Annotated in this window: 31 protein-coding genes, 1 pseudogene and 1 riboswitch; of the genes and pseudogenes, 7 read left to right on the top strand and 25 right to left on the bottom strand. The window is 45.2% G+C overall.

Annotated elements, in window-relative coordinates:
- Window positions 1-18: 18 nt before the first annotated feature.
- From sufU to WA279_RS12425, 18 genes are all read right to left on the bottom strand, one after another.
- The gene (sufU, locus tag WA279_RS12510) at window positions 19-462 is read right to left on the bottom strand and encodes a Fe-S cluster assembly sulfur transfer protein SufU (protein ID WP_003222809.1); all 444 of its coding nucleotides are present in this window, start codon (window positions 460-462) and stop codon (window positions 19-21) included.
- The gene (gene sufS / locus WA279_RS12505; RefSeq protein WP_015714668.1) at window positions 452-1,672 is read right to left on the bottom strand and encodes a cysteine desulfurase SufS; all 1,221 of its coding nucleotides are present in this window, start codon (window positions 1,670-1,672) and stop codon (window positions 452-454) included. Before sufS ends, sufU begins: the two co-directional genes overlap by 11 nt.
- On the bottom strand, window positions 1,672-2,985 hold the full coding sequence (sufD, locus tag WA279_RS12500; protein ID WP_014480787.1) for a Fe-S cluster assembly protein SufD: 1,314 nt from the start codon (window positions 2,983-2,985) through the stop codon (window positions 1,672-1,674). The genes sufS and sufD overlap by 1 nt, the downstream gene beginning before the upstream one ends.
- 17 nt (window positions 2,986-3,002) lie before the next feature.
- Entirely contained in the window at window positions 3,003-3,788 is a 786-nt protein-coding gene (gene sufC, locus WA279_RS12495) for a Fe-S cluster assembly ATPase SufC (protein ID WP_014477918.1), read from the bottom strand.
- A 193-nt stretch (window positions 3,789-3,981) separates the two neighbouring features.
- A complete protein-coding gene (locus tag WA279_RS12490; protein WP_003228600.1) occupies window positions 3,982-4,119 on the bottom strand; it encodes a hypothetical protein in 138 nt (45 codons plus the stop codon).
- A gap of 193 nt (window positions 4,120-4,312) precedes the next feature.
- Window positions 4,313-4,690, bottom strand: a complete 378-nt coding sequence (locus WA279_RS12485) for a carboxymuconolactone decarboxylase family protein (protein ID WP_014477920.1) — start codon at window positions 4,688-4,690, stop codon at window positions 4,313-4,315.
- Window positions 4,691-4,774: 84 nt separating this feature from the next.
- A complete protein-coding gene (gene metQ, locus WA279_RS12480; RefSeq protein ID WP_332276079.1) occupies window positions 4,775-5,599 on the bottom strand; it encodes a methionine ABC transporter substrate-binding lipoprotein MetQ in 825 nt (274 codons plus the stop codon).
- A 13-nt stretch (window positions 5,600-5,612) separates the two neighbouring features.
- Window positions 5,613-6,281 (bottom strand): methionine ABC transporter permease MetP, encoded by a 669-nt coding sequence (gene metP, locus WA279_RS12475; protein ID WP_003228593.1) that lies wholly within the window; start codon window positions 6,279-6,281, stop codon window positions 5,613-5,615.
- Window positions 6,274-7,299, bottom strand: coding sequence for a methionine ABC transporter ATP-binding protein MetN (gene metN, locus WA279_RS12470; RefSeq protein WP_003242531.1), 1,026 nt, complete (start codon window positions 7,297-7,299; stop codon window positions 6,274-6,276). Before metN ends, metP begins: the two co-directional genes overlap by 8 nt.
- Before the next feature lie 105 nt (window positions 7,300-7,404).
- A riboswitch (SAM riboswitch) is annotated at window positions 7,405-7,511 on the bottom strand.
- Between the two features lie 114 nt (window positions 7,512-7,625).
- A complete protein-coding gene (locus WA279_RS12465) occupies window positions 7,626-7,970 on the bottom strand; it encodes an SCP2 sterol-binding domain-containing protein (RefSeq protein ID WP_003228587.1) in 345 nt (114 codons plus the stop codon).
- Window positions 7,971-8,076: 106 nt separating this feature from the next.
- On the bottom strand, window positions 8,077-8,397 hold the full coding sequence (locus tag WA279_RS12460) for a thioredoxin family protein (RefSeq protein WP_003228585.1): 321 nt from the start codon (window positions 8,395-8,397) through the stop codon (window positions 8,077-8,079).
- 1 nt (window position 8,398) lies between these two features.
- Window positions 8,399-8,761 (bottom strand): toprim domain-containing protein, encoded by a 363-nt coding sequence (locus WA279_RS12455; protein WP_336155552.1) that lies wholly within the window; start codon window positions 8,759-8,761, stop codon window positions 8,399-8,401.
- A gap of 77 nt (window positions 8,762-8,838) precedes the next feature.
- Window positions 8,839-9,075 (bottom strand): YusG family protein, encoded by a 237-nt coding sequence (locus tag WA279_RS12450; protein ID WP_003228581.1) that lies wholly within the window; start codon window positions 9,073-9,075, stop codon window positions 8,839-8,841.
- 55 nt (window positions 9,076-9,130) lie between these two features.
- Window positions 9,131-9,514: a glycine cleavage system protein GcvH gene (gene gcvH / locus WA279_RS12445; protein WP_003222781.1), complete on the bottom strand. Its 384-nt coding sequence runs from the start codon at window positions 9,512-9,514 to the stop codon at window positions 9,131-9,133.
- A 66-nt stretch (window positions 9,515-9,580) separates the two neighbouring features.
- Window positions 9,581-9,937 carry an arsenate reductase family protein gene (locus WA279_RS12440; protein WP_003222779.1) on the bottom strand — a complete coding sequence of 119 codons (357 nt, stop codon included), beginning with the start codon at window positions 9,935-9,937 and terminating at the stop codon, window positions 9,581-9,583.
- Window positions 9,938-10,046: 109 nt separating this feature from the next.
- Window positions 10,047-11,831, bottom strand: a complete 1,785-nt coding sequence (gene fadE / locus WA279_RS12435) for an acyl-CoA dehydrogenase FadE (RefSeq protein ID WP_336155519.1) — start codon at window positions 11,829-11,831, stop codon at window positions 10,047-10,049.
- A 14-nt stretch (window positions 11,832-11,845) separates the two neighbouring features.
- Window positions 11,846-13,021 (bottom strand): acetyl-CoA C-acetyltransferase, encoded by a 1,176-nt coding sequence (locus WA279_RS12430; protein WP_327828646.1) that lies wholly within the window; start codon window positions 13,019-13,021, stop codon window positions 11,846-11,848.
- Between the two features lie 10 nt (window positions 13,022-13,031).
- The gene (locus WA279_RS12425; protein ID WP_336155518.1) at window positions 13,032-15,401 is read right to left on the bottom strand and encodes a 3-hydroxyacyl-CoA dehydrogenase/enoyl-CoA hydratase family protein; all 2,370 of its coding nucleotides are present in this window, start codon (window positions 15,399-15,401) and stop codon (window positions 13,032-13,034) included.
- Window positions 15,402-15,575: 174 nt separating this feature from the next.
- Here WA279_RS12425 and WA279_RS12420 point away from each other — a divergent pair, with 174 nt between their 5' ends.
- Window positions 15,576-15,722, top strand: a complete 147-nt coding sequence (locus WA279_RS12420; RefSeq protein ID WP_003240817.1) for a YuzL family protein — start codon at window positions 15,576-15,578, stop codon at window positions 15,720-15,722.
- 24 nt (window positions 15,723-15,746) lie between these two features.
- On the opposite strand, the gene WA279_RS12415 is transcribed toward WA279_RS12420, so the two are convergent.
- On the bottom strand, window positions 15,747-16,655 hold the full coding sequence (locus WA279_RS12415; protein WP_251188320.1) for a proline dehydrogenase family protein: 909 nt from the start codon (window positions 16,653-16,655) through the stop codon (window positions 15,747-15,749).
- Between the two features lie 93 nt (window positions 16,656-16,748).
- Between WA279_RS12415 and WA279_RS12410 the strand changes: the two genes are divergently transcribed.
- From WA279_RS12410 to mdtP, 4 genes and pseudogenes are all read left to right on the top strand, one after another.
- Window positions 16,749-16,994: a hypothetical protein gene (locus WA279_RS12410; protein ID WP_003228567.1), complete on the top strand. Its 246-nt coding sequence runs from the start codon at window positions 16,749-16,751 to the stop codon at window positions 16,992-16,994.
- A 12-nt stretch (window positions 16,995-17,006) separates the two neighbouring features.
- Window positions 17,007-17,339 (top strand): spore coat protein, encoded by a 333-nt coding sequence (locus WA279_RS12405; RefSeq protein ID WP_003222766.1) that lies wholly within the window; start codon window positions 17,007-17,009, stop codon window positions 17,337-17,339.
- A gap of 158 nt (window positions 17,340-17,497) precedes the next feature.
- Window positions 17,498-17,967 (top strand): annotated as a pseudogene (gene mdtR / locus WA279_RS12400) (MarR family transcriptional regulator MdtR).
- Window positions 17,964-19,589: a multidrug efflux MFS transporter MdtP gene (gene mdtP / locus WA279_RS12395; RefSeq protein WP_251188321.1), complete on the top strand. Its 1,626-nt coding sequence runs from the start codon at window positions 17,964-17,966 to the stop codon at window positions 19,587-19,589. Before mdtR ends, mdtP begins: the two are co-directional and overlap by 4 nt.
- A gap of 35 nt (window positions 19,590-19,624) precedes the next feature.
- Here mdtP and WA279_RS12390 read toward each other — a convergent pair whose 3' ends face one another.
- Window positions 19,625-20,008, bottom strand: coding sequence for a tautomerase family protein (locus WA279_RS12390; protein WP_015251261.1), 384 nt, complete (start codon window positions 20,006-20,008; stop codon window positions 19,625-19,627).
- 18 nt (window positions 20,009-20,026) lie between these two features.
- Entirely contained in the window at window positions 20,027-20,767 is a 741-nt protein-coding gene (locus tag WA279_RS12385; RefSeq protein WP_220396429.1) for an SDR family NAD(P)-dependent oxidoreductase, read from the bottom strand.
- A gap of 133 nt (window positions 20,768-20,900) precedes the next feature.
- On the opposite strand from WA279_RS12385, the gene WA279_RS12380 reads away from it, so the two are divergent.
- A complete protein-coding gene (locus tag WA279_RS12380) occupies window positions 20,901-21,788 on the top strand; it encodes a LysR family transcriptional regulator (protein WP_015714676.1) in 888 nt (295 codons plus the stop codon).
- A 19-nt stretch (window positions 21,789-21,807) separates the two neighbouring features.
- On the opposite strand, the gene WA279_RS12375 is transcribed toward WA279_RS12380, so the two are convergent.
- The 4 genes from WA279_RS12375 to WA279_RS12360 form a co-directional block, all read right to left on the bottom strand.
- Window positions 21,808-22,095, bottom strand: a complete 288-nt coding sequence (locus WA279_RS12375) for a YusU family protein (protein ID WP_003228549.1) — start codon at window positions 22,093-22,095, stop codon at window positions 21,808-21,810.
- A gap of 24 nt (window positions 22,096-22,119) precedes the next feature.
- A complete protein-coding gene (locus tag WA279_RS12370; RefSeq protein ID WP_010886609.1) occupies window positions 22,120-22,947 on the bottom strand; it encodes an ABC transporter ATP-binding protein in 828 nt (275 codons plus the stop codon).
- Between the two features lie 217 nt (window positions 22,948-23,164).
- Window positions 23,165-23,602 carry a YusW family protein gene (locus tag WA279_RS12365; protein WP_014665325.1) on the bottom strand — a complete coding sequence of 146 codons (438 nt, stop codon included), beginning with the start codon at window positions 23,600-23,602 and terminating at the stop codon, window positions 23,165-23,167.
- A gap of 108 nt (window positions 23,603-23,710) precedes the next feature.
- Window positions 23,711-25,507 carry a M3 family oligoendopeptidase gene (locus WA279_RS12360; RefSeq protein ID WP_336155517.1) on the bottom strand — a complete coding sequence of 599 codons (1,797 nt, stop codon included), beginning with the start codon at window positions 25,505-25,507 and terminating at the stop codon, window positions 23,711-23,713.
- 133 nt (window positions 25,508-25,640) lie between these two features.
- Between WA279_RS12360 and WA279_RS12355 the strand changes: the two genes are divergently transcribed.
- Window positions 25,641-26,483, top strand: coding sequence for an oxidoreductase (locus WA279_RS12355; protein WP_336155516.1), 843 nt, complete (start codon window positions 25,641-25,643; stop codon window positions 26,481-26,483).
- Window positions 26,484-26,519: the final 36 nt, after the last annotated feature.

Genomic DNA, 26,519 nt, shown 5'->3' with positions numbered 1-26,519 from the left:
ATTTTCACTCCAATCCTTTTAATTGCCGCCTTCTTCTTTCGCGACTCCTTTTTCAAGTGCTTTCCATGACAGGGTTGCACATTTGATACGGGCCGGGAATTTTGAAACGCCTTGAAGGGCTTCAATATCCCCGAGATCTATAGAATCATCATACTCTTTCCCTTGCATCATATCCGAGAAAATCTTAGACATGGAAAGGGCAGTTTCAATATCTTTCCCTTTAATCGCCTGAGTCATCATCGAAGCGGATGCCATTGAAATGGAACAGCCTTCCCCTTCAAACTTCGCATCTTCCACGATGTCTCCGTCAAGCTTCATTGTCAGTCTGATGCGGTCGCCGCATGTCGGATTGTTCATATCCACGACAATGCTGTCATTCAAAACCCCTTTATTTCGCGGGTTTTTGTAATGATCCATAATCACCTGTCTGTACAATGTATCTAAGTTTGCATTAAAAGACATTTGTAAAATACTCCTTTGTCTTTTGAAGAGCTTCCACAAGCTTATCAATCTCTTCCTCTGTATTATACAGATAAAAGCTTGCTCTTGCAGTAGCAGTTACATCCAGCCATTTCATCAGCGGCTGCGCACAATGGTGGCCGGCTCTGACTGCGATTCCCTCCGCATCAAGCACAGTCGCCACATCGTGCGGATGAACATCATCAAGGTTAAATGTGACAAGCCCGGCACGCTCTTCCGGCCCGTAAACCGTTACGCCGTCAAGCTGGCGGAAGCGTTCAAGCGCATAAGCTGCAAGCTTGTGCTCATGGCGAGAAATCTCATCAAGACCGATTTCTTCGAGAAAATCAATGGCGGCACCGAGGCCGATTGCTCCTGCAATAATCGGCGTACCCGCTTCGAATTTCCACGGAAGCTCTTTCCAAGTTGATTCATAAAGCCCGACAAAGTCGATCATTTCACCACCGAATTCGGCAGGCTCCATGTTTTCCAGCAGGGCTTTCTTTCCGTACAGCACACCAACACCGGTAGGTCCGCACATTTTATGGGAAGAAAGCGCAAAGAAGTCGCAATCGAGATCCTGCACGTCAATTTTCATGTGAGGCGTGCTTTGTGCACCGTCCACCACAATGACAGCCCCATTGTCATGAGCGATTTTCGCCATTTCTTTAATCGGGTTGACCGTGCCGAGGACATTAGATACATGAGACACCGCAACAATTTTTGTGTTGCTTGTGACCGTTTCTCTGACGTCTTCTAAAGAAATCGTTCCGTCTTCCTGCAGCGGAATATATTTTAATGTGGCGCCAGTTGCTTTTACAGCCTGCTGCCACGGAATGATATTCGCATGATGCTCCATGTAGGTGATGACCACTTCATCACCAGGTTCCAGGTTGGCGCGTGCATAGCTTAACGCCACCATATTCAGTGATGTGGTCGTGCCTTTTGTGAAAATAATCTCAGCCATTGACTTCGCGTTAATAAACTTGCGGACTTTTTCACGCGCTCCTTCATAACCATCTGTCGCTCTGGTTCCAAGTGTATGGACGCCCCGGTGAACATTGGAATTGTATTGGTTATAATACTTATCCAGTGTTTCAATGACAGCACGCGGCTTCTGGGAAGTCGCCGCGCTGTCGAGATAAACGAGATCATGTCCGTTCACTTGCTGATGAAGGATCGGGAACTGTTCACGAATATCTGTGATATTCATTACTTCACTTTCCTTTCGATAACAGAAACTAATTGTTTCTTAACGCCTTCAATCGGAAGTTCATTTACTACCGGTGCAAGGAATCCGTAAATGACTAAGCGTTCTGCTTCTTCTTTTGGAATTCCGCGGCTCATCAGGTAGTAAAGCTGAATAGGGTCCACACGGCCGACAGATGCCGCATGTCCTGCAGTTACATCGTCTTCGTCAATTAAAAGAATAGGGTTTGCGTCTCCGCGTGCTTTTTCGCTAAGCATCAGCACGCGTGATTCTTGCTCCGCATTCGCTTTAGAAGCGCCATGTTCGATTTTGCCGATTCCGTTAAAGATAGAAGAAGCGGAATCCTTCATCACACCGTGCTTCAAGATATAGCCTTCAGAAGCTTTACCGAAATGGATGATTTGTGTTGTGAAGTTTTCTGTTTGCTCTCCTCTTCCGACAACAACCGTTTTCGTATCGCCGTATGTGCCGTCACCGTAAAGGTTTGTTGTATTTTCGGAAATCGTGTCGCCGTCGTTCATCAGGCCAAGAGCCCACTCGATTTTGCTGTCGCGTCCGCGCGCAGCACCGCGGCGGTTCACATAAGTTGTCACACCGCTTGACAGATTATCCACCGCACCGTATGTCACGCTGGCATTATCACCTGTGATGACCTCACTGATAATATTGAAGACAGCGTCTTTCGGGTTTACAGTGCTGATGTAGTTTTCTACATATGTTACAGAGCTGTGGTCTTCAGCCACAATCAGCACGTGGTTGAATAGAGCTGTATCATTGCTTTCGTGGACATAAACAGCCTGAACCGGCGTCTCCACCTGAACATTTTTCGGAACATAAAGGAATGCTCCTCCGTTAACAAGAGCCGCGTGAAGTGCAGTTAACTTATGTTCGTCAACTTTCACGCCGTCCTTCATAAAGTATTTCTCCACCAAGTCGCTGTGCTCACGTGCAGCAGTCAGAATATCAGTGAAGATGACGCCTTTGTCTTTCAATTCTTGAGAAAGAGAAAGATATGCCGGCGTCTGGTCACGCTGTACGTATAATGTTTTATCTTCGTTTTCAACGTCGATCAGCGCTTTTACTTCATCAGTCAAATCTTCTAATGAAGAAAGCGGTTCGTTATCCACTGTATGCTTCGCGAAATTCGTGAAGTTCCAGTTTGTGATTTTTGTTTTGTCAGGTTTCGGCATCGGCAGATCCTCAGCTTGTTCAAGAGCCTGTAAGCGCAGGTTCTTCAGCCAGGCAGGTTCTTGGTGCTTTTCGGAAAAGCTTTTGAGATACTCCTGATCTACGGATAGTTTTGTACCTAGTGTCATATTAATCCCCCTAACGCTTACGCTTCTTGGCCAACAGTTTCGTCTTCAATGCCAAGTTCTTGTTTGATCCAGTCATAACCTTCTGCTTCAAGACGCTGAGCAAGCTCTGCACCGCCGGATTTTACAACGCGGCCTTGCATCATAACGTGAACAACATCCGGAGTGATGTAGTTTAACAGGCGCTGATAGTGAGTGATCATCAGGCAGCCGAAGCTTTCGCTGCGCATTTTGTTGATCCCTTTTGATACAACTTTCAAAGCGTCAATATCAAGACCTGAGTCGATTTCATCAAGGATGGCGATTTTCGGTTCAATCATCATTAATTGAAGGATTTCGTTACGTTTTTTCTCTCCGCCTGAGAAGCCTTCGTTAAGATAGCGCTGAGCCATTTCAGGGTCCATTTCAAGGAACTCCATGTTTTCGTCCATTTTGCGGATGAATTTCATGAGAGAAATTTCATCGCCTTCTTCTCTGCGTGCGTTGATTGCTGAGCGAAGGAAGTCGGCATTTGTCACACCGCTGATTTCACTTGGGTACTGCATCGCAAGGAATAAGCCTGCCTGCGCACGCTCGTCCACTTCCATCTCCAGTACATCTTTGCCGTCAAGCGTGATGCTGCCTTTTGTTACTTCATATTTAGGATGCCCCATAATAGCAGCTGATAATGTGGATTTACCAGTTCCGTTCGGGCCCATTACTGCGTGGAATTCTCCACCTTTTATTTCAAGGTTTACACCCTTTAAGATCTCTTTCCCTTCGATTTCAACGTGAAGATCTTTGATCGTTAATGTTGAAGCAGCCATATCTATACCTCCAAAAATATATAATCATTATTCTCATTTTATTCTCATTCTAATTTTATAACAAATGAAAAGTAAATACAACTTTTTATCGTGCCTTGCACATTCCTCAAGTTTAACAAAGATCAGCACTTTATTAAAGCGATTGAAAAAGAAAAAGAGTGGATTCCCACCCTTTTTTAAAAGATTGATTTTCTCAATAAGCTCCCGCAGAAATCCGCTTGCTTTTTTCGTAATCAAGCTCTCTCTGCCGCTCTACTTTCATTCTTGTTTCCAGCCGGCGTCCATATTCCTCGTATCCAATTCCGTGTGACAGCTGCATCGCTTTTTCCATTTCTGACGTATAATCGAGGTTCAGTCTGTCCTGGCTGCTGCAAATAATGAATCAATCCCTTCATATATTTGCTTTTTATTGTACCAGTGCTGCGTTGGATGCCGCAAAAACGATTTGGCGTGAAATAGCGGCAGATGAGACGAAAGCATCCTTTCAGAACAAATGAGAATGGTTTTTCGGAATATTCCTTCTCTTAATGCGTGGTGTTTCCGAATTCCTCAATGCACTGTTGAACGACTGTCACGCCTTGGCTGAAAGCTGCGCCGCCTCCAAATGCCGCTGCCACACTGACGGCTTCGAGAATGTTTTCTTCTGTCGCTCCCTGATCGAGACAGCCTTTTGTATGATAGATCATGCAATATTCGTCCTGAGCATTGATGGCAATTCCGAGGGCGATCAGCTGTTTTTCTCTTTCAGTCAGAGAATTCCCGGCAAAGCACTGTTCAGTAAATTCGTTAAATTTTCTTCCCATCAGGGGCATCTTTTGTTCAAATGTGCCTAAACCATGTTTATATTGTTTTAACGCGTCCTGCATGCTTCCTCTGTCTTGATTCAAAGAAAATCCCTCCATCTGTTTAACATTCCTTTTTATTATGAACAGCTTTTAGGAAAATACGCGAAAAAAACCCCGGATTTCTCATCCGGGGTTTCAGTCTTATTCAGATACAGGAAGCACAGCTCCGTCGTATTTTTTCTCGATGAAGTCTTTGACCTTTTTAGAGTGAAGAACTTCCATCAGCGCTTTGATTTTTGCAGAATCTTCTTCACCTTTTCTTACTGCGATGATGTTAGCGTATGGATTGTTTTTCGTTGATTCTACTTCAATTGCATCTTTTTTAGGATTTAATTTATTTTGGATCGCATAGTTTACATTGATGAAGGCCGCGTCTCCTTCTTTGTTTTCATATGCTTTTGCCGTTAATTCAGGCGCTACTTTTTTGAATTCAAGGTTTTTCGGGTTTTTCTTAATGTCTTTCAATGTTGCATCAACTGTTTCTACCTTAGAATCAAGAGTGATTAATCCAGCGTTTTCAAGCATTGCAAGCATACGGCCTTGTTCAGCAACGTTGTTTGTCAGAATGATTGTCGCACCGTCTGGAAGGTCTTTCAGTGATTTGTATGTTTTAGAGTAAATACCGAATGGCTCTAAGTGAACAGCGCCGGCATTCACAAGTTTGTAATCTGTGTTTTCTTTCATTTCTTGCTCAAGGTAAGGAATGTGCTGGAAGTAGTTCGCGTCCACTTCTTTATCAGCTAAAGCTTTATTGTACATTTTGTAATCACTAAGCACTTTCACTTTCAGCGTATAGCCTTTTTCTTTCAGCAATGGTTCAGCTTCTTTTAAAATTTCCGCATGCGGTGTTTTTGTTGCCGCAACGACAATTTCTTTCTTGCCGGATTCAGCGCCGTTATTCGAACCGCAGGCAGCCATAACTCCTGCAAATACAAGCAGTAATGCACCCAAAAATAGCTTTTTCAATGTAAATCCTCCCTTATCGTTTGTCTATAATATTTGTTATTAGATCACCGATGATTTGAATAATAAACACGATGATTAAAATAAACACAGTAGCAACGAAGGTAACATCAGCGTTATTAGACTGATATCCTTCTACGTACGCAAGGTTTCCAAGGCCTCCTGAACCAATGGCTCCGGCAATTGCCGTTGAGCCGATCAAAGCGATGGCAGTAACCGTAATGCCAGAAATAAGAGCAGGCATTGATTCCGGAATCAGCACTTTGAAAATAATCGTAGACGTTTTCGCGCCCATTGATTTAGCGGCTTCAATCACACCTTTATCCACCTCACGCAGCGCGATTTCAACAAGGCGCGCGTAAAATGGTGCCGAGCCGATTACCAGCGCCGGCAATGCGGCGTTTGGCCCTAAGATCGTGCCGACTAAAAATTTCGTAAAACCTAATAGTAAAATAATTAAAATAAGGAACGGAATCGATCTGAATATGTTAACAACGGCCGCAATCACAGAGTTGACCGCTTTATTCTGCCAGAGGCTTCCTTTGCTCGTCAGAAAGAGCAGCAAGCCGAGGATGACCCCGATGACAAAAGCAAACAGTAAAGAAATCAGCGTCATATAAAGTGTTTCATATGTCGCGTTCCATAATTCAGTTAAATCAACGTTCGGGAAGTATTTTTCAAACATTCGTGATCACCTCTGCTTTCACCTGTTTGTCATTAATGAATCGGATCACGTTTTGCACTTCTTCCTCGTCTCCGTCAATGTGGATGAACAGTGAACCGTAAGCCCCATCCTTCGTCTGCGAAATTTTCCCTTGCAGAATATTGACGCTGACATTGAAGTTTCTGATCATCTCTGTAATCAGAGGCTGTTCAGCTGACTCACCGACAAATGTGAGCTGAACCATTTTTCCTGATGCTGTATCATCAAGAAGGTGCTGAAGCGTCTCTTTCGTTTCTTCCGGCTCTGTCACCTGCTGAACAAATCGTTTTGTCATTTGTTCCTTTGGATTTTTGAAGACATCGAGAACCTCGCCTTCTTCGACCACCTTGCCGTTTTCCATGACGGCGACTCTGTTGCAGATTTTGCGGATGACATGCATTTCGTGCGTAATCAGCACAATCGTCAAACCGAGTCTTTCATTAATATCGGACAATAGATCCAGAATTGAATCTGTCGTTTGCGGATCTAATGCTGATGTCGCTTCGTCACAAAGGAGAACCTTCGGATTGTTTGCAAGCGCTCTGGCAATTCCGACACGCTGCTTCTGCCCGCCGCTCAGCTGAGACGGATATGATTTTTCTTTTCCTTCTAAACCTACCAGTTTAATCAGTTCATTGGCGCGCTTGATCCGCTCGCTCTTTTTCACTCCGGCAATTTCCAAAGGAAACATGATATTATCTCTGACAGTCCGCGACCAAAGCAAATTGAAATGCTGGAAAATCATACTGATCTCATGGCGTGCTTTTCTTAAACCGCGTCCATTTACTTCATTAATCTTGGTTCCCGCCACTTCCACGGTTCCTGAGGTTGGTTTCTCAAGGCCGTTCAGCAGACGGATTAAGGAACTCTTACCAGCTCCGCTATATCCTATAATTCCAAAAATCTCACCTTTTTTAATGGAAAGCGAGACGTTTTGGACAGCATTGACATCTCCATGTTTCGACTTGTAAACTTTTGAAACATCCTGAAGATTGATCAAAGCAATCACCTGCCTTAACACTATTCTAAGAAATCTTCCGGTTTTTTCTGCAAAAGAAAAGCCTTTCTGCACACTTGAGCAGAAAGGCTTATATAAAATGCCTTTCTCTCATCTTTCAAAGCTGAACGCTTCGTGTGAATTGGCACCATTTCAACAGCGTTGATGGTTGCCGGGCTTCATAGGGCACTTCCCTCCACCTCTCTTGATAAGAGAAATATATAGTCTTTTTCGTCCGGAAATTCTTAATGTAGAATAGCACGGCGAATGATTAAATGTCAATAAAATAAATGATGTCAACTTTTACTATTATAATAATTTATTATTTTTTAATTTTTTAAAATCCTCTGAAAAAATCCATTTGTCAGCCAGAGAATGGCTTCCAGTTTTAACAGGGCCCTGAATGACCCCTTTACTTTGAGGCTTCCGCTCTGAATCAGGTGCTGAAGGGAGATGTCTCCGTGCAATAAATCAATAATTTCCGTTTGGTTTCCGTAAAAGGTCAGGTTGGACGTTTGGGGCGGAGAAACTTTTTTCATTTCTCCCTGTTCGTTTATTGAGACGGTTAAGGCTTCTGCTTCTCCTTGGAAGGTAATGAGCAATGTTGAGGCATTCAAAAGGGGTTTTAAAAACAGATGCTGATACTCATCCTCTAAAACTTCCGCTTTCTCCATATGTACAACCTCCTATTTGTTGGTCATACATACACATTTCTCTCTTTGTCGCAAGAACCCCTTTATAAAACGAACGACAATTTCATTGGATATGCTGAGAAATATGTCATAAATGGGATGCGGAAGATGATTTTTGTTTGATCAGCTCATATAAATAAGAAACGGAATGAAATGCATATCCTCTTTCGACCATCTTTCCGCCTTTAAACAGCAGAAAACAAGGGACGCTTTCAATTTGATACGCTTTTGCGAATGTCGGAGAGTAATTGACATTGTTTTGATAGAAGGCGACATCCGGCAGCATTTCTTTCACCACTGTCAGCATTTTGCTTGCAAGCTGGCAGGTGCCGCAAAACGGAGTATATAAATATAGAAGGTACACATCATCTTCAATGTGATCAAGTTCGTGTTCTTGGAGTTCTTTCATGCTATACACCTCGGGACTTTCTTTCAAGAAAAATAGTATGGACATTCAGATTCGCACGCAGCAATACAGAGGCGACATGGTGCCTGGGCGCAGCCGCTACTTCCTTATAGGCTCTGTCGATATGGAGATGGCAGGCTTCATTAAATTCACGCTTCAGCTGTTTTCTCAATTTCTCACCTGATTCATCAGCATCAACTAATATATAGACGTCTTTATCATAAAGCTCGTCAGACAATTCCTCGAGCCTCAGCTGGCTGATTGTTCCGTTTGTGCAGATAATGCGCACCGGCTCATTCAGGACGCTTTCGATTTTCTCTTTATCTGATTTCCCCTCGACAATCATAACCTTTTCCAGCTCATCCATCTTCATCTTGTTCACCTGCCGCGTCAAATTTGAAACGTTCAGATTGTAAAAGAAGGCAGTGAAATTCACCGCCAACATTAACACCAGCCGTTTTCGTAGTCACAATCTACATATTTTGCGTCGTCTCCAGAGACCACATCGGCTGTCTTATAAAATTTCTCATTTTCAAAGGAATAACCGGACTTAAGCTCATATTCATTCATGCTTGTCATTTGGCCGATCATCTCATTATCATGATATAACGAGAGCCGGCCATTTTGAAAGCGGCCTGTCACGTCATTGGTGACATCGAGCTTTTGTTTGTCGAAAGCCATATTGGACACCTCCCATAACGTTAGCGTGTCCAATTGCTTTTACGGCTATCCTGTTTTAGTCTTCTTGTGTCATCTCTTCGTATTGCTCTGCTGTCATCAGTTTTTCAATTTCAGAAGCGTCAGATGGCTCAACGACGATCATCCATGCTTTTTCGTACGGAGATTCGTTTACGAATTCCGGACTGTCATCAAGATCTTCGTTTACTTCCACAACCGTTCCGTTAATCGGTGCATAAAGCTCAGATACCGTTTTAACGGATTCAACACTGCCGAATGGCTCGTCCGCTTTGATTTCAGCGCCCACTTCAGGAAGTTCGACAAACACGATGTCGCCTAGTTCGGACTGGGCAAAATGCGTAATTCCGATTCTGGCTTTTTCTCCTTCAACTTTTACCCACTCGTGTTCTCCTGAGTAACGCAAATCTTTTGGTATGCTCAATTGAATCCCTCCATTTTTTACAGCACTACAATAAGAAGATACCACACTTTTCAAAAAAAATTTACATTAAGCCCAGTTTTCTTCAAATTGGTCTTCTTTAAATCCGACAGTCACTTTTTCGCCGTCTGTTGTAAGCGGGCGTTTGATCAGCATACCATCTGAAGCCAACAGCTCGAGCTGTTCGTCCTCTGACATGTGATACAGCTTTTCCTTGAGATTGAGCTCGCGGTATTTCATGCCGCTCGTGTTGAAAAATTTCTTGAGATCCAGCCCGCTTTTTTCATAAAGCGCTTTTAATTCTTCTTTGCTTGGCGGCTGCTCAGCAATATGTATTTCGTTTATTTCTTTTCCATGCTCTTCAAGCCACTTCTTTGCTTTGCGGCACGTTCCGCATTTAGGGTACCAGTAAAAAGTTAACGACATCTTCTTCCCCCTCAATAAAATAATCGAGGTTATTTTAACACAGTTTGTTTTAAAAACCTAAAACAGTGCTTCTTAAAAAAAGCTCCGCGCATGCGGAGCTCTTGGCCAATCAGACAGTATATTTCTCAGCCTCAAAAATGCCTGCCGCCGCCTCGCGTTTTTTCTGAATCACGTTTTTAGGCGTTACGCGTGTCAGCTTGCGCAGAGCGGAAAGCATCATGCGGAGTGAATCTCCTTCTTCCATTGCGATAAGGGATTCCTTCGCATGCGCTTCAATTTCGTTAAAGGCCTCTTGAACGAAAATTTCTGTGTACAACACTTTTTGCGCTGCTTTTTCAGCGCCTTGTGCTGCAATGGCCTTTTCCGTTCTGAGCACGGCTGATTCCATTGCGTATACATTGCTGACGATATCCGCTACGTTCACGAGAATTTCTTGCTCTCGATCGATCGCTTTTCCGTATTTTTGCGCGGCTAGGCCGGCAGCAAACAACGCAATTTTTTTGGCTTGCTTGACGATATATTTCTCCTGCTCTAAGACGCCGCTTCCAGGCTCTTCAGGCATAAGCATCATGAGTTCTTCCTGCAGCGACTGCGCTTTTTCGAATAAAGGCAGCTCGCCTTTAAGCGCTTTTTTCAGGAAGGTGCTTGGCACGATTAACCGGTTGATTTCGTTTGTGCCTTCAAAAATCCGATTGATCCTTGAATCCCTATAGGCCCTTTCTACTTCGTACTCCTGCATAAAGCCGTAGCCTCCATGAATCTGCACGCCTTCATCAACGATATAATCAAGCGTTTCAGAGCCGAATACCTTATTCAGAGAGCATTCGATGGCGTATTCCGCAATCGATTTGGCAATTTGCCGGCCGTCCTTGAGATCTTCGGCCGTGAACTGGCTCATATTGTCTTCAAACAGCCCGACGGTTCTGTATACAGAGCTTTCCATCGCATACAGCCTTGAGGCCATTGTTCCGATTTTTTCCTGTGTCAATGAAAAACCAGCAATCGGCGTTTTAAATTGGCGGCGCTGATTTGCGTATGCCGCAGACAGCTCGATGACGCGTTTAGATGCGCCGATTGTGCCAACCGCCAGTTTGTAACGGCCGATGTTTAAAATATTAAAGGCGATGACATGCCCTTTGCCGATTTCTCCGAGCAGGTTTTCCTTTGGCACTTCAGCTTGATCCAGAATGAGGGTTCTTGTCGATGATCCCTTGATTCCCATTTTCTTTTCTTCCGGTCCCGTGGAGACACCCGGGAACTCTTTTTCTACAATAAAGGCTGAAAACTTGTCGCCGTCCACCTTGGCGTAAACCACAAATACATCGGCAAAAGCAGAGTTGGTAATCCACTGTTTTTCCCCTGTTAATATATAATGGGTTCCTGCTTCATTCAGCACAGCTGTTGTTTTTGCTCCAAGTGCATCAGACCCAGAGCCAGGCTCAGTCAGAGCATAAGCGGCGATCTTTTCGCCGGAAGCGAGTCCAGGCAAATATTTTTTCTTTTGTTCTTCTGATCCGAAAAAGACGATCGGCAAGGAACCAATACCGACATGCGCGCCATAAGAAAGAGAAAAGCTTCCCGCACGAGAAAATTTCTCAGTGATGAGTGCCGAGCTGATTTTATCAAGGCCGAGCCCTCCGTATTCTTCCGGCACATCGGCGCCAAGCAGCCCTAGTTCGCCCGCTTTCTTCAACAGTCTGACAGAATGCTCGAATTGGTGGTTTTCGATATCATCTATATGAGGGAGAACATCTTGCTCGATGTAATCCTCCGTTGTTTTCGCAATCATTTTATGCTCGTCAGTGAAATCCTCCGGTGTATATATTTGATCGTATGTGACATCCTCGATTAAAAATCCGCCGCCTTTTTGTACTTCAGCCGTTTTTTTTGCCATTTGTTTTTCCCCCTTTAGCATAATTCAAATACACCGGCCGCTCCCATCCCGCCGCCGATACACATGGTCACGACTCCAAATTGCTCGTTTCTCCGTTTCATTTCATGGATGAGTGAGAGTGTAAGCTTTGTGCCCGTACAGCCAAGCGGGTGTCCAAGCGCGATTGCGCCCCCGTTGACATTCACTTTTTCTTCATCAATTCCCAATTCCCTGATTACTTGAATGGCTTGTGAGGCAAAAGCTTCATTCAGTTCAAACAATCCGATGTCCTGCAGCTGAAGTCCGGCAAGCTTCAAAGCGCGCGGAATCGCTTCCACCGGTCCGATTCCCATCACTTCCGGCGGCACGCCGCCTACCGCAAAGGAGCGGAATTTCACAAGCGGCGCCAGGCCAAGAGCATCGGCTTTTTCCCGGTCCATCAGCATGACAGCCGCCGCTCCGTCACTCGTCTGCGAGGAATTGCCCGCAGTCACCGTCCCGTCAACGGAAAAGGCCGGGCGCAATGTCGATAAGATGTCTGCAGTCGTTTGCGGGCGAACACCTTCATCCTGAGAAAACACAAACTGTTTTTCCATAGGCTTATGGTTTTCTCCAATTTCTGTCACCGTCACTTCGACAGGTACAATCTCATCTTTAAATTTCCCTTCTGCAAGGGCTTTAGCGGCGTTTTGGTGGCTGCGAACGGCAAACGCGTCTTGTTCCTCACGGGAGACGCCGTATTTTTTCGCGACTTGCTCGGCTGTGTGTCCCATGCTCATATAATATTCCGGTGCCTTTTCTGCCAAAGCAAGGTTCGGACGGGTAACATGCCCCATCATCGGAACTTGCGACATGGATTCTGCTCCGCCGGCGATCGCTGTATCGTAGGCGCCAAGCATAATTTTTTCTGCTGCATATGCAATAGACTGAAGGCCTGAAGAGCAATAACGGTTAACTGTAATCGCTGGAACCGTGTACGGCAGGCCCGCGAGCGCACCGATATTTCTCGCCATATTAAGCCCCTGCTCCGCTTCAGGCGTTGCACAGCCAATAATCAAATCGTCAATATTGCCTTCGTAGCCGCCTGCCCGTTTCAGTGTCTCTTTTACACAAATCGCTCCCAAATCATCCGGGCGAACGGTGGCCAACGATCCTTTTTTTGCTTTTCCAACCGGTGTTCTTGCACCTGACACAATGACTGCCTCTTTCATAAGCTCCCTCCTAATTCCGTAAAGGTTTACCTTTCACAAGCATATGCTGCATTCGCGCTTGAGATTTTGCCTCTCCTGCCAAACTCAAAAACGCTTCTCTTTCGATCTCCAATAAATACTCTTCATCAACCTCTGTACCGAACGGCACTTTTCCGCCCGCAATGACATAAGCGAGTTTTTTCGCGATCTTGAAATCATGCTCAGATATATAGCCGGACAGCTTCATCTGCTCAGCGCCAAGCAAGAGTGCCGCATAACCGGTTTCTCCCGGCACCTTGACCTTTTCTTTTACAGGCGGCCGCCAGCCGGTATCATATAAAGATGCGGCCAGCTGCTTCGCATCGTATAACAGGTGGTCTTGATTCACGCTGATCTGATCCGTTTCTTTTAAGATGTTCATCTCACGAGCCTCTTGAGCGGAAGCGGACACTTTCGCCATTGCAATCGTTTCAAATGTTTTCATTGCCGCATTCATCGGATCAAGGCCGCAGCGAAGATGATTGATGTACAGCTCTTTGTTTCCCCCTCCGCCAGGGATGAGGCCGACACCTGATTCAACAAGGCCCATATAGGCTTCGCTTGCCGCTTGAGTACGCGCCGCAGGCAGGCATACTTCCGTTCCTCCGCCGAGCGTCATGCCAAATGGCGCGGCGACGACCGGTTTCGCACTGTATTTGATCTTCATCATCGTCTCCTGAAAACGGCGGATCACAAAATCAACTTCCAAAAAGTTGTCATCTTGGACTTCCATTAAGATCATGGCGAGATTCGCGCCGACGCAGAAATTTTTCCCTTGATTGCCGATGACAAGCCCCTTGTAATTCCGTTCTGTTTCCTCTAATCCTTTGTGGATCATTTGAATGATATCGAGGCCGATCGCATTGCTTTTCGAATGAAATTCAAGAAGGGCCACATCATCTCCAAGGTCAATTAAGCTTGCTCCGCTGTTTTTCGCAATCACGCCTTTTGTTTCTTTAAGTGCTTGTAAATGAATTCGTTTTTTATTTTCTTTGACGGCTCTGTATTCGCCGCGGTCATAATAAAATACCGTTCCGTTCTCTTTGGTGTAGAAGGTTTCATTTCCTTTGTCCAGCATCTCTTTTATCCAGCCAGGCATATCTGCTCCAAGCTGCTCAAGCTTTTCCGCTGACTGCCTGAGGCCGATGGCGTCCCACATTTCAAACGGGCCCAGCTCCCAGCCGAATCCCCACTTCATGGCTTGGTCAATCGCATGAATATCATCGGCAATCTCGCCAAGCAGCTCGGCTGAGTAAAGCAGGGTTTGAGATGTGATATTCCACAGCAAACTGCCGGCTCTGTCATCCGAATAAATAAGCGCTTTCATTTTGGCTTTTGTCCCTTTTGCCTGTTTTGCCGCTTCAAGTGCCGGTGTTTTCATTTTTGTCCGCTCGCCGTAAGTAAGCGTCACTGGGTCAAGCTCATAAATCGTTTTTCCTTCTTTTTTATAAAAGCCTTGGCCGGCCTTACTTCCGATCCACCCTTTTTCCAGCATATCGTTCATGAAGCTTGGAAGGCGAAACACTTCTTTTTCATCGCCATCCGCTTTGTCATACACATTTCGGGCAACGTGGGCGAATGTATCGAGGCCGACCACATCAAGCGTTCTAAAGGTGGCGCTTTTCGGCCTGCCGATCAGCGGTCCTGTGATCGAATCAACCTCCCCGACCTGATAACCGCCTTTCAGCATTTCTTGGACTGTCACGAGAAGCCCGTACGTCCCGATGCGGTTTGCGATAAAGTTCGGTGTGTCCTTTGCTGTAACAACGCCTTTCCCGAGGACATTTTCTCCGAAAGCTGTCATAAACTTTAAAATATCAGGATCGGTTTCCTTAATCGGGATGATCTCCAGCAGCTTTAAATAGCGTGCGGGATTAAAAAAATGCGTTCCGAGAAAATGGGCTTTAAAATCATCCGACCGGCCTTCAGCCATTTCCTGTACTGATATGCCGGATGTGTTGCTTGAGACGATGCTTCCAGTCTTTCGATGTTCATCCACAAGAGCGAAAATTTTCTTTTTGACTTCAAGGTTTTCGACAACGACCTCAATAATCCAATCTGCTTCTTTCAGTTTTTCTGCATCATCCTCCAGATTGCCCGGTGTAATATAGGAGGTATTTTTCGCTGATGTGAGGGGAGCGGGCTTTTGTTTCAGCAGTTTTTTCACCGACTGTCGGCTCAGCCTGCTGCGCACCTCTGGACTGTCCTTCGTCAGCCCCTTTTTTTCCTCTTCCTTTGTCAAATCGTTCGGCACAATATCTAGCAGCAGGACAGGAATTCCGATGTTAGCCAAATGCGCCGCTATCCCGGAACCCATTACCCCCGATCCTAAAACGGCTGCCTTCCGAATGTGTTTGTGCATGAGATATCCCCCTTGAACATTGAATGAATAGTCATTCATTTTTTGACCAAAAAAAATGAAACCCGTTTCTTCTTTCATCTTAAAAGATTTCCGGTTCGACTTCAATAGCTAATTTGTTATTTTTTTGTATGAAGCCTATAAAAGTCGGGCAACTTAAGTCCGGAGGTGAAGGGAATGGTACGAGAGAAAAAAAATCCGTCTTCAGCGGCAGTCAGCGCGGCGAGCGTAAAAGGAGATGCCGGTCCGACTCAGCATTACGGCGGCGGAAAACGGACAAGTCAAAATCAGCAGTATAAAAAACATAACATGGAACAATCATAATGCAGCTGCTTCCCGCGGCTGCTTTCACTTTTTCAAAATTCCTTTTAACACAAACGCTGCATTGGCAGGCCGTTCGGCAATTCTTCTCATAAAGTAGCTGAACCAGTCCGTTCCATATGGGACATACACACGCATTCTGTAGCCTTCCTTGGCGAGTTCCTTCTGACGCTCCGGCCTGATGCCGTATAGCATTTGAAACTCAAATTGCGACGCGGGGATTTGATGTTCGGCGACGAGCTGTTTCGTAAATGCAATGATGTCATCGTCATGTGTGGCGACAGCCGTGTAGTTCCCGCTTAACAACTGCAGCTTTATTAAGCTCTGAAAATGAAGGTCCGTGCCTCTTTTGTCGGGAAACGCTACAGCCGCAGATTCTTTATAAGCGCCTTTTACAAGTCTGAGATTCGGCTTTAAGTGCCGCATCTTTCTGATATCTTCTGCCGCCCGGTACAGATACGCCTGAATGACCGTGCCGAGCTTCTCAAATTCCTGTTTGCATTGCCTGTAAATAGAAAGTGTCTGTTCATAATGAGAATAGTCTTCCATATCAATGGTCACAGCAACATCATATTGCTTCGCAACGGAAAGAATGGCGCGCAAATGAGTAAGAGCAAGTTCTTCTGAAAGATCGAGCCCGATTGAGGTCAGCTTAAGTGAAAGCTCTGAGTCCAATTGATGTTCGGCAATGGCTTGAATGGCTTTCTTGCATTCCTCTGCGACTTGGTTCGCTTCTTTTTCCGAAGCTGCATACTCGCCTAAATAATCAATTGTTGCACACAAACCGGATCTGTTTAGCCTTTTGACGGTCTTAACCGCCGATTCAATCGTATCCCCTGCGACAAACCTTCGTGCTCCAAGCCGCGTTCCGTATGCTTTTGCGAACTTGGTAAGTGTTTTATTTTGAGAAAAGAATAAAAACACATGTCTCAACATTCGACTCCCTCCCCCGTCATCTTCAAAACACCTGTATATAACTCCCAGTCTGAAGGAAACTATAAAATGAACAGAAACCAAAGGAGGATCACAATGGATAATCAGCAGCAATCTCAAATGCCGCCTTCCGTTATTTCGACAAAGGATCATTTGTATCTTAATGACATGCTGAACTGGAATTTGCTCGCGATGAAAAAAGCGCATTTCATGGCGCAGCAGTGCCAGGATCAAACGTTAAAGCAAGAACTCGACCGCGTCGGACACATGCATCATGATCACTATCAAAGAATATTAAAGCACCTGCAGCCAGGCCAGCAGCAGTCCGGCTACATCCAATAAGGAGGCGCCAGAATGAATCAGCAAAATCAAAAAATCAGCAACCCGCAGACACCTGTACCGACAACATCGGAAATGAATGACAGAGATTTCGTCAACGAATTGCTGACAACCGAAAAATACATGACAACAGCTTATTGCACTGCCTTGCACGAATTCAGCCACGAGTCTCTTTATCAGGATATTCAATCCATTTTTGATGAGTCACAAAAAGCGCAAAGAAAACTATATGACCTTATGTTCCAATATGGATGGTATTCTGTTGAAGCGGAGGATGCACAAAAGCTGCAGCAGTCCTATCAAAAATTCCAGCAGACCATTCAGCAGCAGTCTCCTTATCAGCAATAACAACATTAGTAAAAGGGATACGATGTTCTTTCGGGCATCTATCCTTTTTTTGTGTAAAATCAGTTGACTTTTCATTTACGCTTATTTATATTTAATAAGCATTAACTATTTTGTTATCAAAATATATATACAGTGTATGTAACAGAGGGGAAATGAATATGAAGAGTGCGGATCAGTTAATGTCCGATATTCAATTATCGCTACAGGCGCTCTTTCAAAAGATACAGCCTGAAATGCTGGAAAGCATGGAGAAACAAGGTGTCACCCCAGCGCAGCTGTTTGTGCTGGCCAGCCTAAAGAAACACGGCAGCCTCAAAATTTCTGAAATTGCCGAGCGTATGGAGGTGAAGCCAAGCGCGGTAACGCTGATGGCAGATCGCCTTGAACAAAAAAATCTTATCGCCAGAACACACAACACAAAAGACAGGCGAGTGATTGATCTCAGTCTTACTGACGAAGGAGACAGAAAGTTCGAGGAGATTTTGGCAGGCAGAAAGGCCATTATGGCGCGCTATCTTTCCTTTTTGACGGAGGAGGAGATGCTGCAGGCGGCGCATATTACAGCAAAGCTCGCACAAGCAGCAGCAGAAACGGATGAAAGCAAAACATGAAAAGAGGAAACGGATGAAAATGAGTAAAGAAGGCAAACAATCAAAACGAACGTTATTAATAACAGGCTTAATTATTGCCATGTTTTTTTCAGCCCTTGACGGTACCATTGTCGGAACGGCCATGCCGAAAATTGTCGGTGATCTGGGCGGTTTGAGCATGATGACCTGGCTGACAACTGCATATTTGTTAACATCAACAACCGTTGTTCCAATTGCCGGTAAACTGGCTGATTTATTGGGACGCCGCATTGTCTATGTATCAGGTTTAATTATTTTTATGGCCGCTTCTGCTTTGTGCGGAATGGCCAACAACATGACAGAATTGATTATCTTCCGTGGACTGCAGGGAATCGGCGGAGGCATCATGATGCCGATGGCGATGATTGTCATCGGTGACTTGTTCACAGGAAAACAGCGTGCTAAATTCCAAGGTGTCTTTGGCGCAATTTACGGGCTGGCTTCAGTGATTGGGCCGCAAATCGGCGGCTGGATTGTAGACTCGTTAAACTGGAAATGGGTTTTCTATATTAACCTGCCAGTCGGAATTATTGCAGTTATTTTTATTGCCAGAGGATTACAGGGACGCCAGCAGACTGGTCCGATCAACTTCGATATCGCTGGTATTTTCACAATGATTGTGGGTGTGGTCAGCCTCCTGCTCGCCTTAAGCTTTGGCGGAAAAGATTATGCATGGGATTCATGGCAGATTCTTGGGTTGTTCGCTCTCGCACTGATCGGCATTGTCAGCTTTATCATCGTAGAATCAAAAGCAAAAGAGCCAATCCTGCCAATGTATTTATTTAAAAACAGAACATTTACATTTCTAAACTTGATCGGCTTCTTTATGAGTATCGGTATGTTTGGCGCCATTACGTTTGTTCCTTTCTTTATGCAGGGAATTGTCGGTGTAAGTGCGTCTGAATCGGGTACAATTATGACACCGATGATGATTTCTATGATTATCACAAGTATCATCGGCGGACAGCTTGTTTATAAAATTGGGATTAAACCGCAAATCATTACAGGCATGCTGGTTATGGCCGGCGGATTCCTGCTGTTAACGACATTGGATCTCGACACGAGCAAGCTTGTCGCTACATCTTTTATGGCGATTATTGGTCTGGGAATGGGTCTTGTTATGCCGATTCTGACATTGGCTTTACAGGAAAGCTTTTCGAAGGAGGAGCTTGGAGTTGTCACTTCATCCAGCCAATTCTTCCGTTCTATCGGCGGAACATTCGGCATTACCATGCTGGGAGCCGTAATGAATGCGAGATCAGGAAATCTATTAACAGATAAATTGGTGCCATATTTAGACTCTCTTCCGGCACAGGCAAGCTCGTTTGCCGCCCAGCTAAAGGGTATGATTGATACAAATCCGCAAGGGCTGCTGCAATCACTGTTCAGTCCGGACGCAGTCAAACAAATCCCTGCGGCTTTCTCATCCCATATTGTGCCGATTTTAAAAACATCGTTGATGGATTCGCTCCACAGCGTGTTTTATACGGGCCTGATCTTTATCGCAGTCGGAGCCGTATTCACCTTGTTCTTAAAACCTATCAAGCTATCAAATAAGAAAACGGAAGACCAACAAGAAAAAGAGAAAGCGGCAAAAGCCGTTGAATCACCTTCCCATTAATAGAGCACCCCGCGGGTATCAATCCGCGGGGTTTTTTATTCAATCATCTGGGCTCTTCCATTTCCGAAAGACCAATCCTCAGCCTGATTTCCGGCCAGCATGATAAACACATCTTCTTTTCTGACACCAAGCTCGGAATGAATCCGGCTCGCGATTGAGCGGTAAAGTGCTTTTTTCTGTTCAGTTGTTCTTGACTGTTTCAGTGTAAAATGAATGTATATTAGTTCATCAGTACGCTCGACTTGGAGATAAAATGGATCATAAAAAAATTCGCTTTTTTCATATTGTCTGATGACTTGAAAATAGTCATCTTCCGGCACATTGATTTCTTCAATCATCGATTGGTGGACAGTCCTGCTCAGTTTTTGAAGCCACGCTTCGCTTCTTCCCGACCGTAAATGAATCTGTACAAATGGCATCTCCCTGCACCCCTTTCTTTACAGCGTCTGTCCGCTGTCAATTGTGATAATTTGGCCTGTGAGTGATTCCTGTTCAATTAGTGAACAAATCAATTTGGCAACATCATCTGGTTCAGCAATACACTGCAGCGGCAAAGAGCCGATCATGCTTTTCATTTTTTCTTCCCGTCCAGCCCACCATCTCGTTGCCACAGCTCCTGGTGCTACACCGCTCACTCTGATTTCAGGCGCTAAGGCGTGGGCCAATGATTTCGTTAAACCGTGCACCGCCGATTTTGATACTGCATAAGGCATAGATGAGCCGGCACCAGTTATCCCTGCGATGCTGCCGACGTTTACGATCGCCCCGGCCTTGCTTTTCTTCATGAACGGAACCACTGCCCGCGCGCAGAAAAACATCCCTTTCACATTGACGGCATACAGCTCATCCCATATGTCTTCTGTCGCAGCCTCAAGATTATCCATTGGAATATGCCGTGTAATGCTGGCATTGTTGACTAAAATATCAACCGTTCCGTGTGTGTTCACGATTGCTTGAATCATATCCTGCACGTCGCTGTTTTTGGATACATCTGCTTGGATGGCGAAGGCTTGCCCGCCAGCTTTTTGAATCTTTTCCACTGTTTCCTCCGCTTCTGATTGCGAGCGTGAATAATTCACCGCCACAATCGCCCCGCGCTTTGCCAATTCCATACTGGCTGCTTTTCCGATTCCTGTGCCGCCCCCCGTTACGAGAGCTATTTTGTTCAAGACATTCATTGCCGCCACTCCTTGCTGTTGACTAAAGTATATTTCTGATTCCATTGTAATCCAGCTTTGATGTTACGTATAATGATTGTTAAAGATACTAGATATCATTCAGATTGATAGCAAACGAACGGAGGAGTTCAAAATGGAAAGCGGAGATTTACGTGTGTTTCAAATGGTAGCTCGTGAAGGGACCATTACGAAAGCAGCCCTGCAGCTTGGCTATGTACAATCGAATGTCACGGCCAGAATTCAACAATTGGAAGCTGAGCTGGGTACCACACTGTTTTTGCGCCATAATCGGGGCATGACACTTTCTGCAAGCGGAAAATTGCTGCTGGACTACGCAAATAAAATTATCGGCCTGCTTGATGAAGCGTCTAAAGCGCTCTCATCCTCCGCAGAACCAAGCGGGCCGCTTATGATCGGCTCCACTCAGACAACCGCCGCGGTAAGGCTTCCAAAGCTCCTGGCATCTTATTATGAAGAACATCCAAACGTCCAGTTGTCTTTAACAACAGGGCATACGCAATTTCTCCTTGATAAAGTTCTTCGTTATGAATTGGATGGCGCGTTTATCGGATGCGAATGCCATCATCCTGAGCTCGAATCCTATCCTGCGTTTGAGGAAGAACCAGTAGTTGTTTCGGCTGCCTCCGTGCCCGATGTTGAGGAAGCCATCACAAAGCCGATTCTCGTTTACAGCACAGGCTGTTCGTATCGAGAAACACTTGAAAAATGGCTGCGTTCCGTCGGTGTCACACAGCCGGTCATTATGGAATTTGGGACGCTTGAAGCAATTATCGGCGGGGTTACAGCAGGTCTTGGCATCTCGTTGCTGCCAAGAACGGTTGTGCAGAAACATGAAGCAGAAGGATCAATTCGATTGTACCCGCTGCCTGAAGCGCTCAGCCAGATGAAAACAGAGTTTATTGTTCGAAAAGATTCGTTTATCAGCAGCGCGCTGAGAACCTTTATGGATTCCTTTACGCCAGATAAAACGGCTGAATCACAAAAAAGCAGTCTGCTATAATGTACAGACTGCTTTTTGGCTATTGTTTGTTTCGATGCGCTTCATTTAATTCCTTAATATGCTGAATGATCTCTTTAATGCCCTGCTTTGCGTCGGGGTATGTCGCATTCCAATGCTTAGCGAGCGGAGGCATGCTTTTGGCTATATGGGTGTACAAAATCCATTGCTTCACTTCTTCTTTTAGCTCATCGTTTGTTTCACCAAGCAGAAGCTCAGTATACTTCTCCAGCAATCCATCCAGCTGCTCCTGAAGTTTTTGTTCCATTTTCCATCTTCCTTTCGAAAAAACAGCAAGGAGCTTTCTCAATTGAAAGCTCCTTCGCTGCGTTATTTATCCATGTGATGTGAAAGCCGCTTCCTGGACAATGCATCTGCCCCTGCCATGAGGAATGCAAAGAGGCGTTCCGAAGAGCGGGTCCTGTGTAACCTGACAGTTCATAGAAAACACATTTTGCACAAGATCACAAGTGATGACCTCTTCCGGACGGCCTTCTGCATAAATCCGTTTATCTTTTATGGCCACAAGATGATGCGCATAGCGGCACGCCAAGTTTAAGTCATGGAGAACCATAACAATCGTCCGGTCTTCCTTTTCATTCAGCTCAAACAGCAAATCAAGAATTTCAATTTGATGCGTCATGTCTAAATACGTCGTCGGCTCGTCAAGAAGGATGATATCCGTTTCCTGGGCAAGCGTCATCGCGATCCAAGCCCGCTGGCGCTGTCCGCCTGACAAAGAATCAACGGCACGGTCAGCCATGTCCTCAAGCTTTGTTGCTTTAAGCGCTCTTTCAACTGCTTCCTCATCCTCTTTTGACCACTGCTTCAGCCAGTTTTGGTAAGGATATCTTCCTTGCTTCACCAGCTGATGCACCGTCAGCCCCTCTGGAGCCGAAGGACCTTGGGGCAGGATTGCGAGCTCTTTTGCGACTTCCTTCGTCGGAAGCTTGGCAATCGCTCTTCCTTCCAGCAGAACTGAACCGCCTCTCGGCTTCATCAGGCGCGCTAATGAACGTAAAAGTGTCGATTTTCCGCAGCCATTGCTGCCAATAAATACGGTAATTTCACCTTTGGGAATTGTTAAATTCAACTCATCAATAATAACGGCATCCCCGTATCCTAAGCTCAGCGTTTCTGTAGAAATTGCACTCATACCCATAACCGCTCCTTTTTGCTGGCTTTTTAGCAGCACTATGTATTGCACGTTTTCTATATACATGCTTTTAAGTCAATTGTCATCAATGCAAGTGATTCCGATATTCAGCCATTTGATATGGTCATATATCCCTCATTGTAGCAGAAAACACTGACTTTGAAAATCATTTTCAATTAGTTTTATGGACATAATTTACGGTTATGGGTTTTTTATCACAAGATTACTTCTTGATTTCTCTGATGGAGCCGTCCTTCAGCTTCAATTTTAAATCGATATGATCATAATGACTGTCCAGATTAAATGCTGCCAGCACACTGTGTATCACTTCTGTTTCAGCCATTTGGTCTGTCACGGAAAGCTCGCTCAGAATCATTTTCATCTCATCCAATGCTTCTTCTCCCTCCTGATTGACACCGGAGAGCTTATCCTGTATTTCCGCTTTTTCCTGAGTCCCGTTCTTTGTATAGATTCCTTCATAACGGTTATGCTCACCATCCCCGTAGCTCACACGAAGCGAAAAATTGCTGTAGGGAACGGACTTCAGCTGGGTGACGGCTGTATTTTCTCCTTCTGCCTGCTGCTGGTCTTCATTGAGACGGCAGCCCGCAATCAGAACCACTGCGAGACATACAGCCCCGGCTGCTCTGATCAAATGCATATGTTTCCCCCCTGTAGGATTCCATTTATTTTAGGTATATCCAGAGAATGAAATCCTCATTCAGAGAAGAATTGAAAAAGCCGGGGCATTTAACGCCACGGCTTTTCTTTAAGATTCGGTCATTTGCAAAAAGGTTTCGGCGTCACGCACAGCCAGCTTGATGGCATTCTCCCAGAAATCGCGCTTCGTGATGTCAGCGCCCAAATGCTTCATCGCCAAATCCTCCACTGTCATAGAAGCCGTATCTCGCAATAGCGCCATATACTTCTCTTCGAATGCGTTTTTTTCTTCAAGCGCCAGCGCGTAAATGCCAAGAGAAAACAGGTAGCCGAATGTATAAGGGAAATTGTAAAACGGCACCCTCGTGATGTGAAAATGAAGCTTTGATGCCCAAAAAAGCGGATGATATTCTTCTAACGCATTGCAGTATGCCTCTCTTTGCGCCTCTTCCATCAGCTCATTCAAGCGGCTGGCCGGTACCACTCCCCGCTTTCGTTCCTCGTAGAATCTCGTTTCAAATAGAAATCTTGCGTGAATGTTCATGAAGAACGCAACGCTTCTTTGCACTTTATCCTCCAGAAGAACAAGCTTTTCTTCCCTCGTCTCGGCCTGCTGGACAGTCGCGTCCGCCACTATCATCTCTGCAAACGTTGAAGCTGTTTCTGCAACGTTCATGGCGTAGGAACGGTTTAACGGCCTGACGTCGAGCATTGCTTCCTGATGGAACGCGTGCCCGAGTTCATGCGCAAGAGTAGAGACATTTGAGGCGCTGCCCGAAAATGTCATGAAAATCCGGGATTCCCCGCTGTCAGGAAAACTGGTGCAAAAGCCGCCGACTCTTTTTCCACTCCTGTCTTCCGCCTCAATCCAGCCGTCCCGAAACGCTTTTTCAGTGAATGAGGACAGTTTTTTGCCAAACGTTGAAAACTGGCTGGTAATGATATTTGCGGCTTCATCATACGAATAGGCCTTTCCGTCAGAACCGATCGGTGCCTCGACATCGTACCAGCTGAGTTTTTCAAGGCCGAGCATGGATGCTTTCCGGTTCAAAAACTGAACGAACGGCTTCTTGTTTTCAGTGATGACCTGCCACATCGTATCAAGTGTTTCTTTTTTCATCCTGTTAATTTGCAGCGGTTCCTTCAGGACATTCTCCCAACCGCGCGTTTTATAGGTTTCAAGCCGGAATCCCGCCAAATGATTCAGCGTGCTGCTGAAAAGATCCTGCTTGCTTTCCCATGCTTGGCGGAAACGTTCATATACTGTTTTTCTGACAGTACGGTCTTGATGGTCCATCATATTCTCCGCCTGACCGACAGACAATTGCTTGTTTTCACCGTTTTCCTCATACGGGATCGTCATTTTCCCGACAACCATATTGTATAAGTCACTCCAAGCGTGATATCCGTCCACGGCAAGGTTCCCGATCAGTTTTTCTTTACCGGGGCTAAGCTTTTCGGCAACCCTCTGTCTTCTTTCATTTAATATGTAAGAAACATCGCGCAATCCCGGTTTTGTTAACAACCTATTCCACACTTCTTGATCAATGTCCACAAGTTTATGATCTAATGTAACGAGCGACGATTGAAAATCTGCGGAAAGCCGGTTCATGAGCGCCTGATGCTCTATAGCCTTTTGATCATTGATATTCTGGGCCTGAAGGCAGGCAACAAACGCGCCGGCCTGCTGAAGCTTGACGGATGTCTGTTCGAATAAATCAAGCAACGCGGTCAGCCCTTCAGCCTCTTCAGGCGATTCAGGCACCTGAAACGCATCAGTCATGTCTTGAAATGCACGCAGACTTTGTGACAGCTTCTCAATATATCCTTTGAATTCTTCTGATTGGCTCCCGCCCTTAAAAAATGAATCAAGATCCCATCTTTGGCCTACCCCTTGCAGCGCCATATCACAAAACCCCTTTCCTTCTTTCGTTCTATTATAGAACAATTCTGAATTGTTGTATAAAAATTTCTTTTACAGGCGTCATTTCGTGTTCAGGATAGTACAATAGCTGTAGCAGTTTAATAGGAGGGTTAGGATGAATAAAAAAATAGCAATCGTAACAGGAGCGTCCAGCGGCTTCGGTCTGCTGGCAGCTGTAAAGCTTGCCCGATCATTTTTCGTGATAGCCACATCAAGACAGCCTGAAAAAGCGGAACAGCTTCGAGAATTGGCTGCAGCACACAATGTGTCTGATTCCATCCACATTACAGCTCTCGATGTCACCGATGAACAATCTATAATCTCATTCGGAAAAGCCATTAGTGCTTACGACCCAATCGACTTACTCGTTAACAACGCCGGAACGGCTTATGGAGGATTTATCGAGGATGTGCCGATGGAACATTTCAGACAACAATTTGAAACGAATGTCTTCGGTGTGATCCATGTGACAAAAACCGTTCTGCCTTACATAAGAAAGCATGGCGGCGCAAAGATTATAAACGTGAGCAGCATCAGCGGACTGACCGGATTCCCAGCGCTGTCGCCATATGTTTCTTCCAAGCATGCATTGGAGGGTTTTTCTGAAAGCCTGCGTATCGAGCTGCTTCCGTTCGGTATCGAAACCGCTTTGATCGAGCCGGGCTCATACAAGACATCGATCTGGTCAACGTCATTATCAAATTTTATGTCGGTGCCTGCTGACGATTCAGCCTATCATCAATACTATAAAAAGATCCTTTCCTATGTTCAAAAAAATGGAGAAGAAAGCGGAGATCCCCAAGAGGTTGCCGACCTCATTTATCAATTGGCAACAAAACAGCACATAAAGAAATTGCGATACCCGATCGGAAAGGGCATCAAGCTCACCCTGCTATTCCGATCGCTTTTTCCTTGGTCTGCGTGGGAGTCTATCCTGAAGAAAAAGCTATTCAAATAACCTAAATTATAATTATTATAATTTAGTATTGATTTT

This window comes from Bacillus sp. 204(2023), assembly GCF_037027505.1.
In the GTDB taxonomy this organism is placed as follows: Bacteria; Bacillota; Bacilli; order Bacillales; family Bacillaceae; genus Bacillus; species Bacillus subtilis.
Note: the sequence above shows the minus strand (reverse complement) of the source record. Positions and strands in the feature narration are given on the sequence as shown.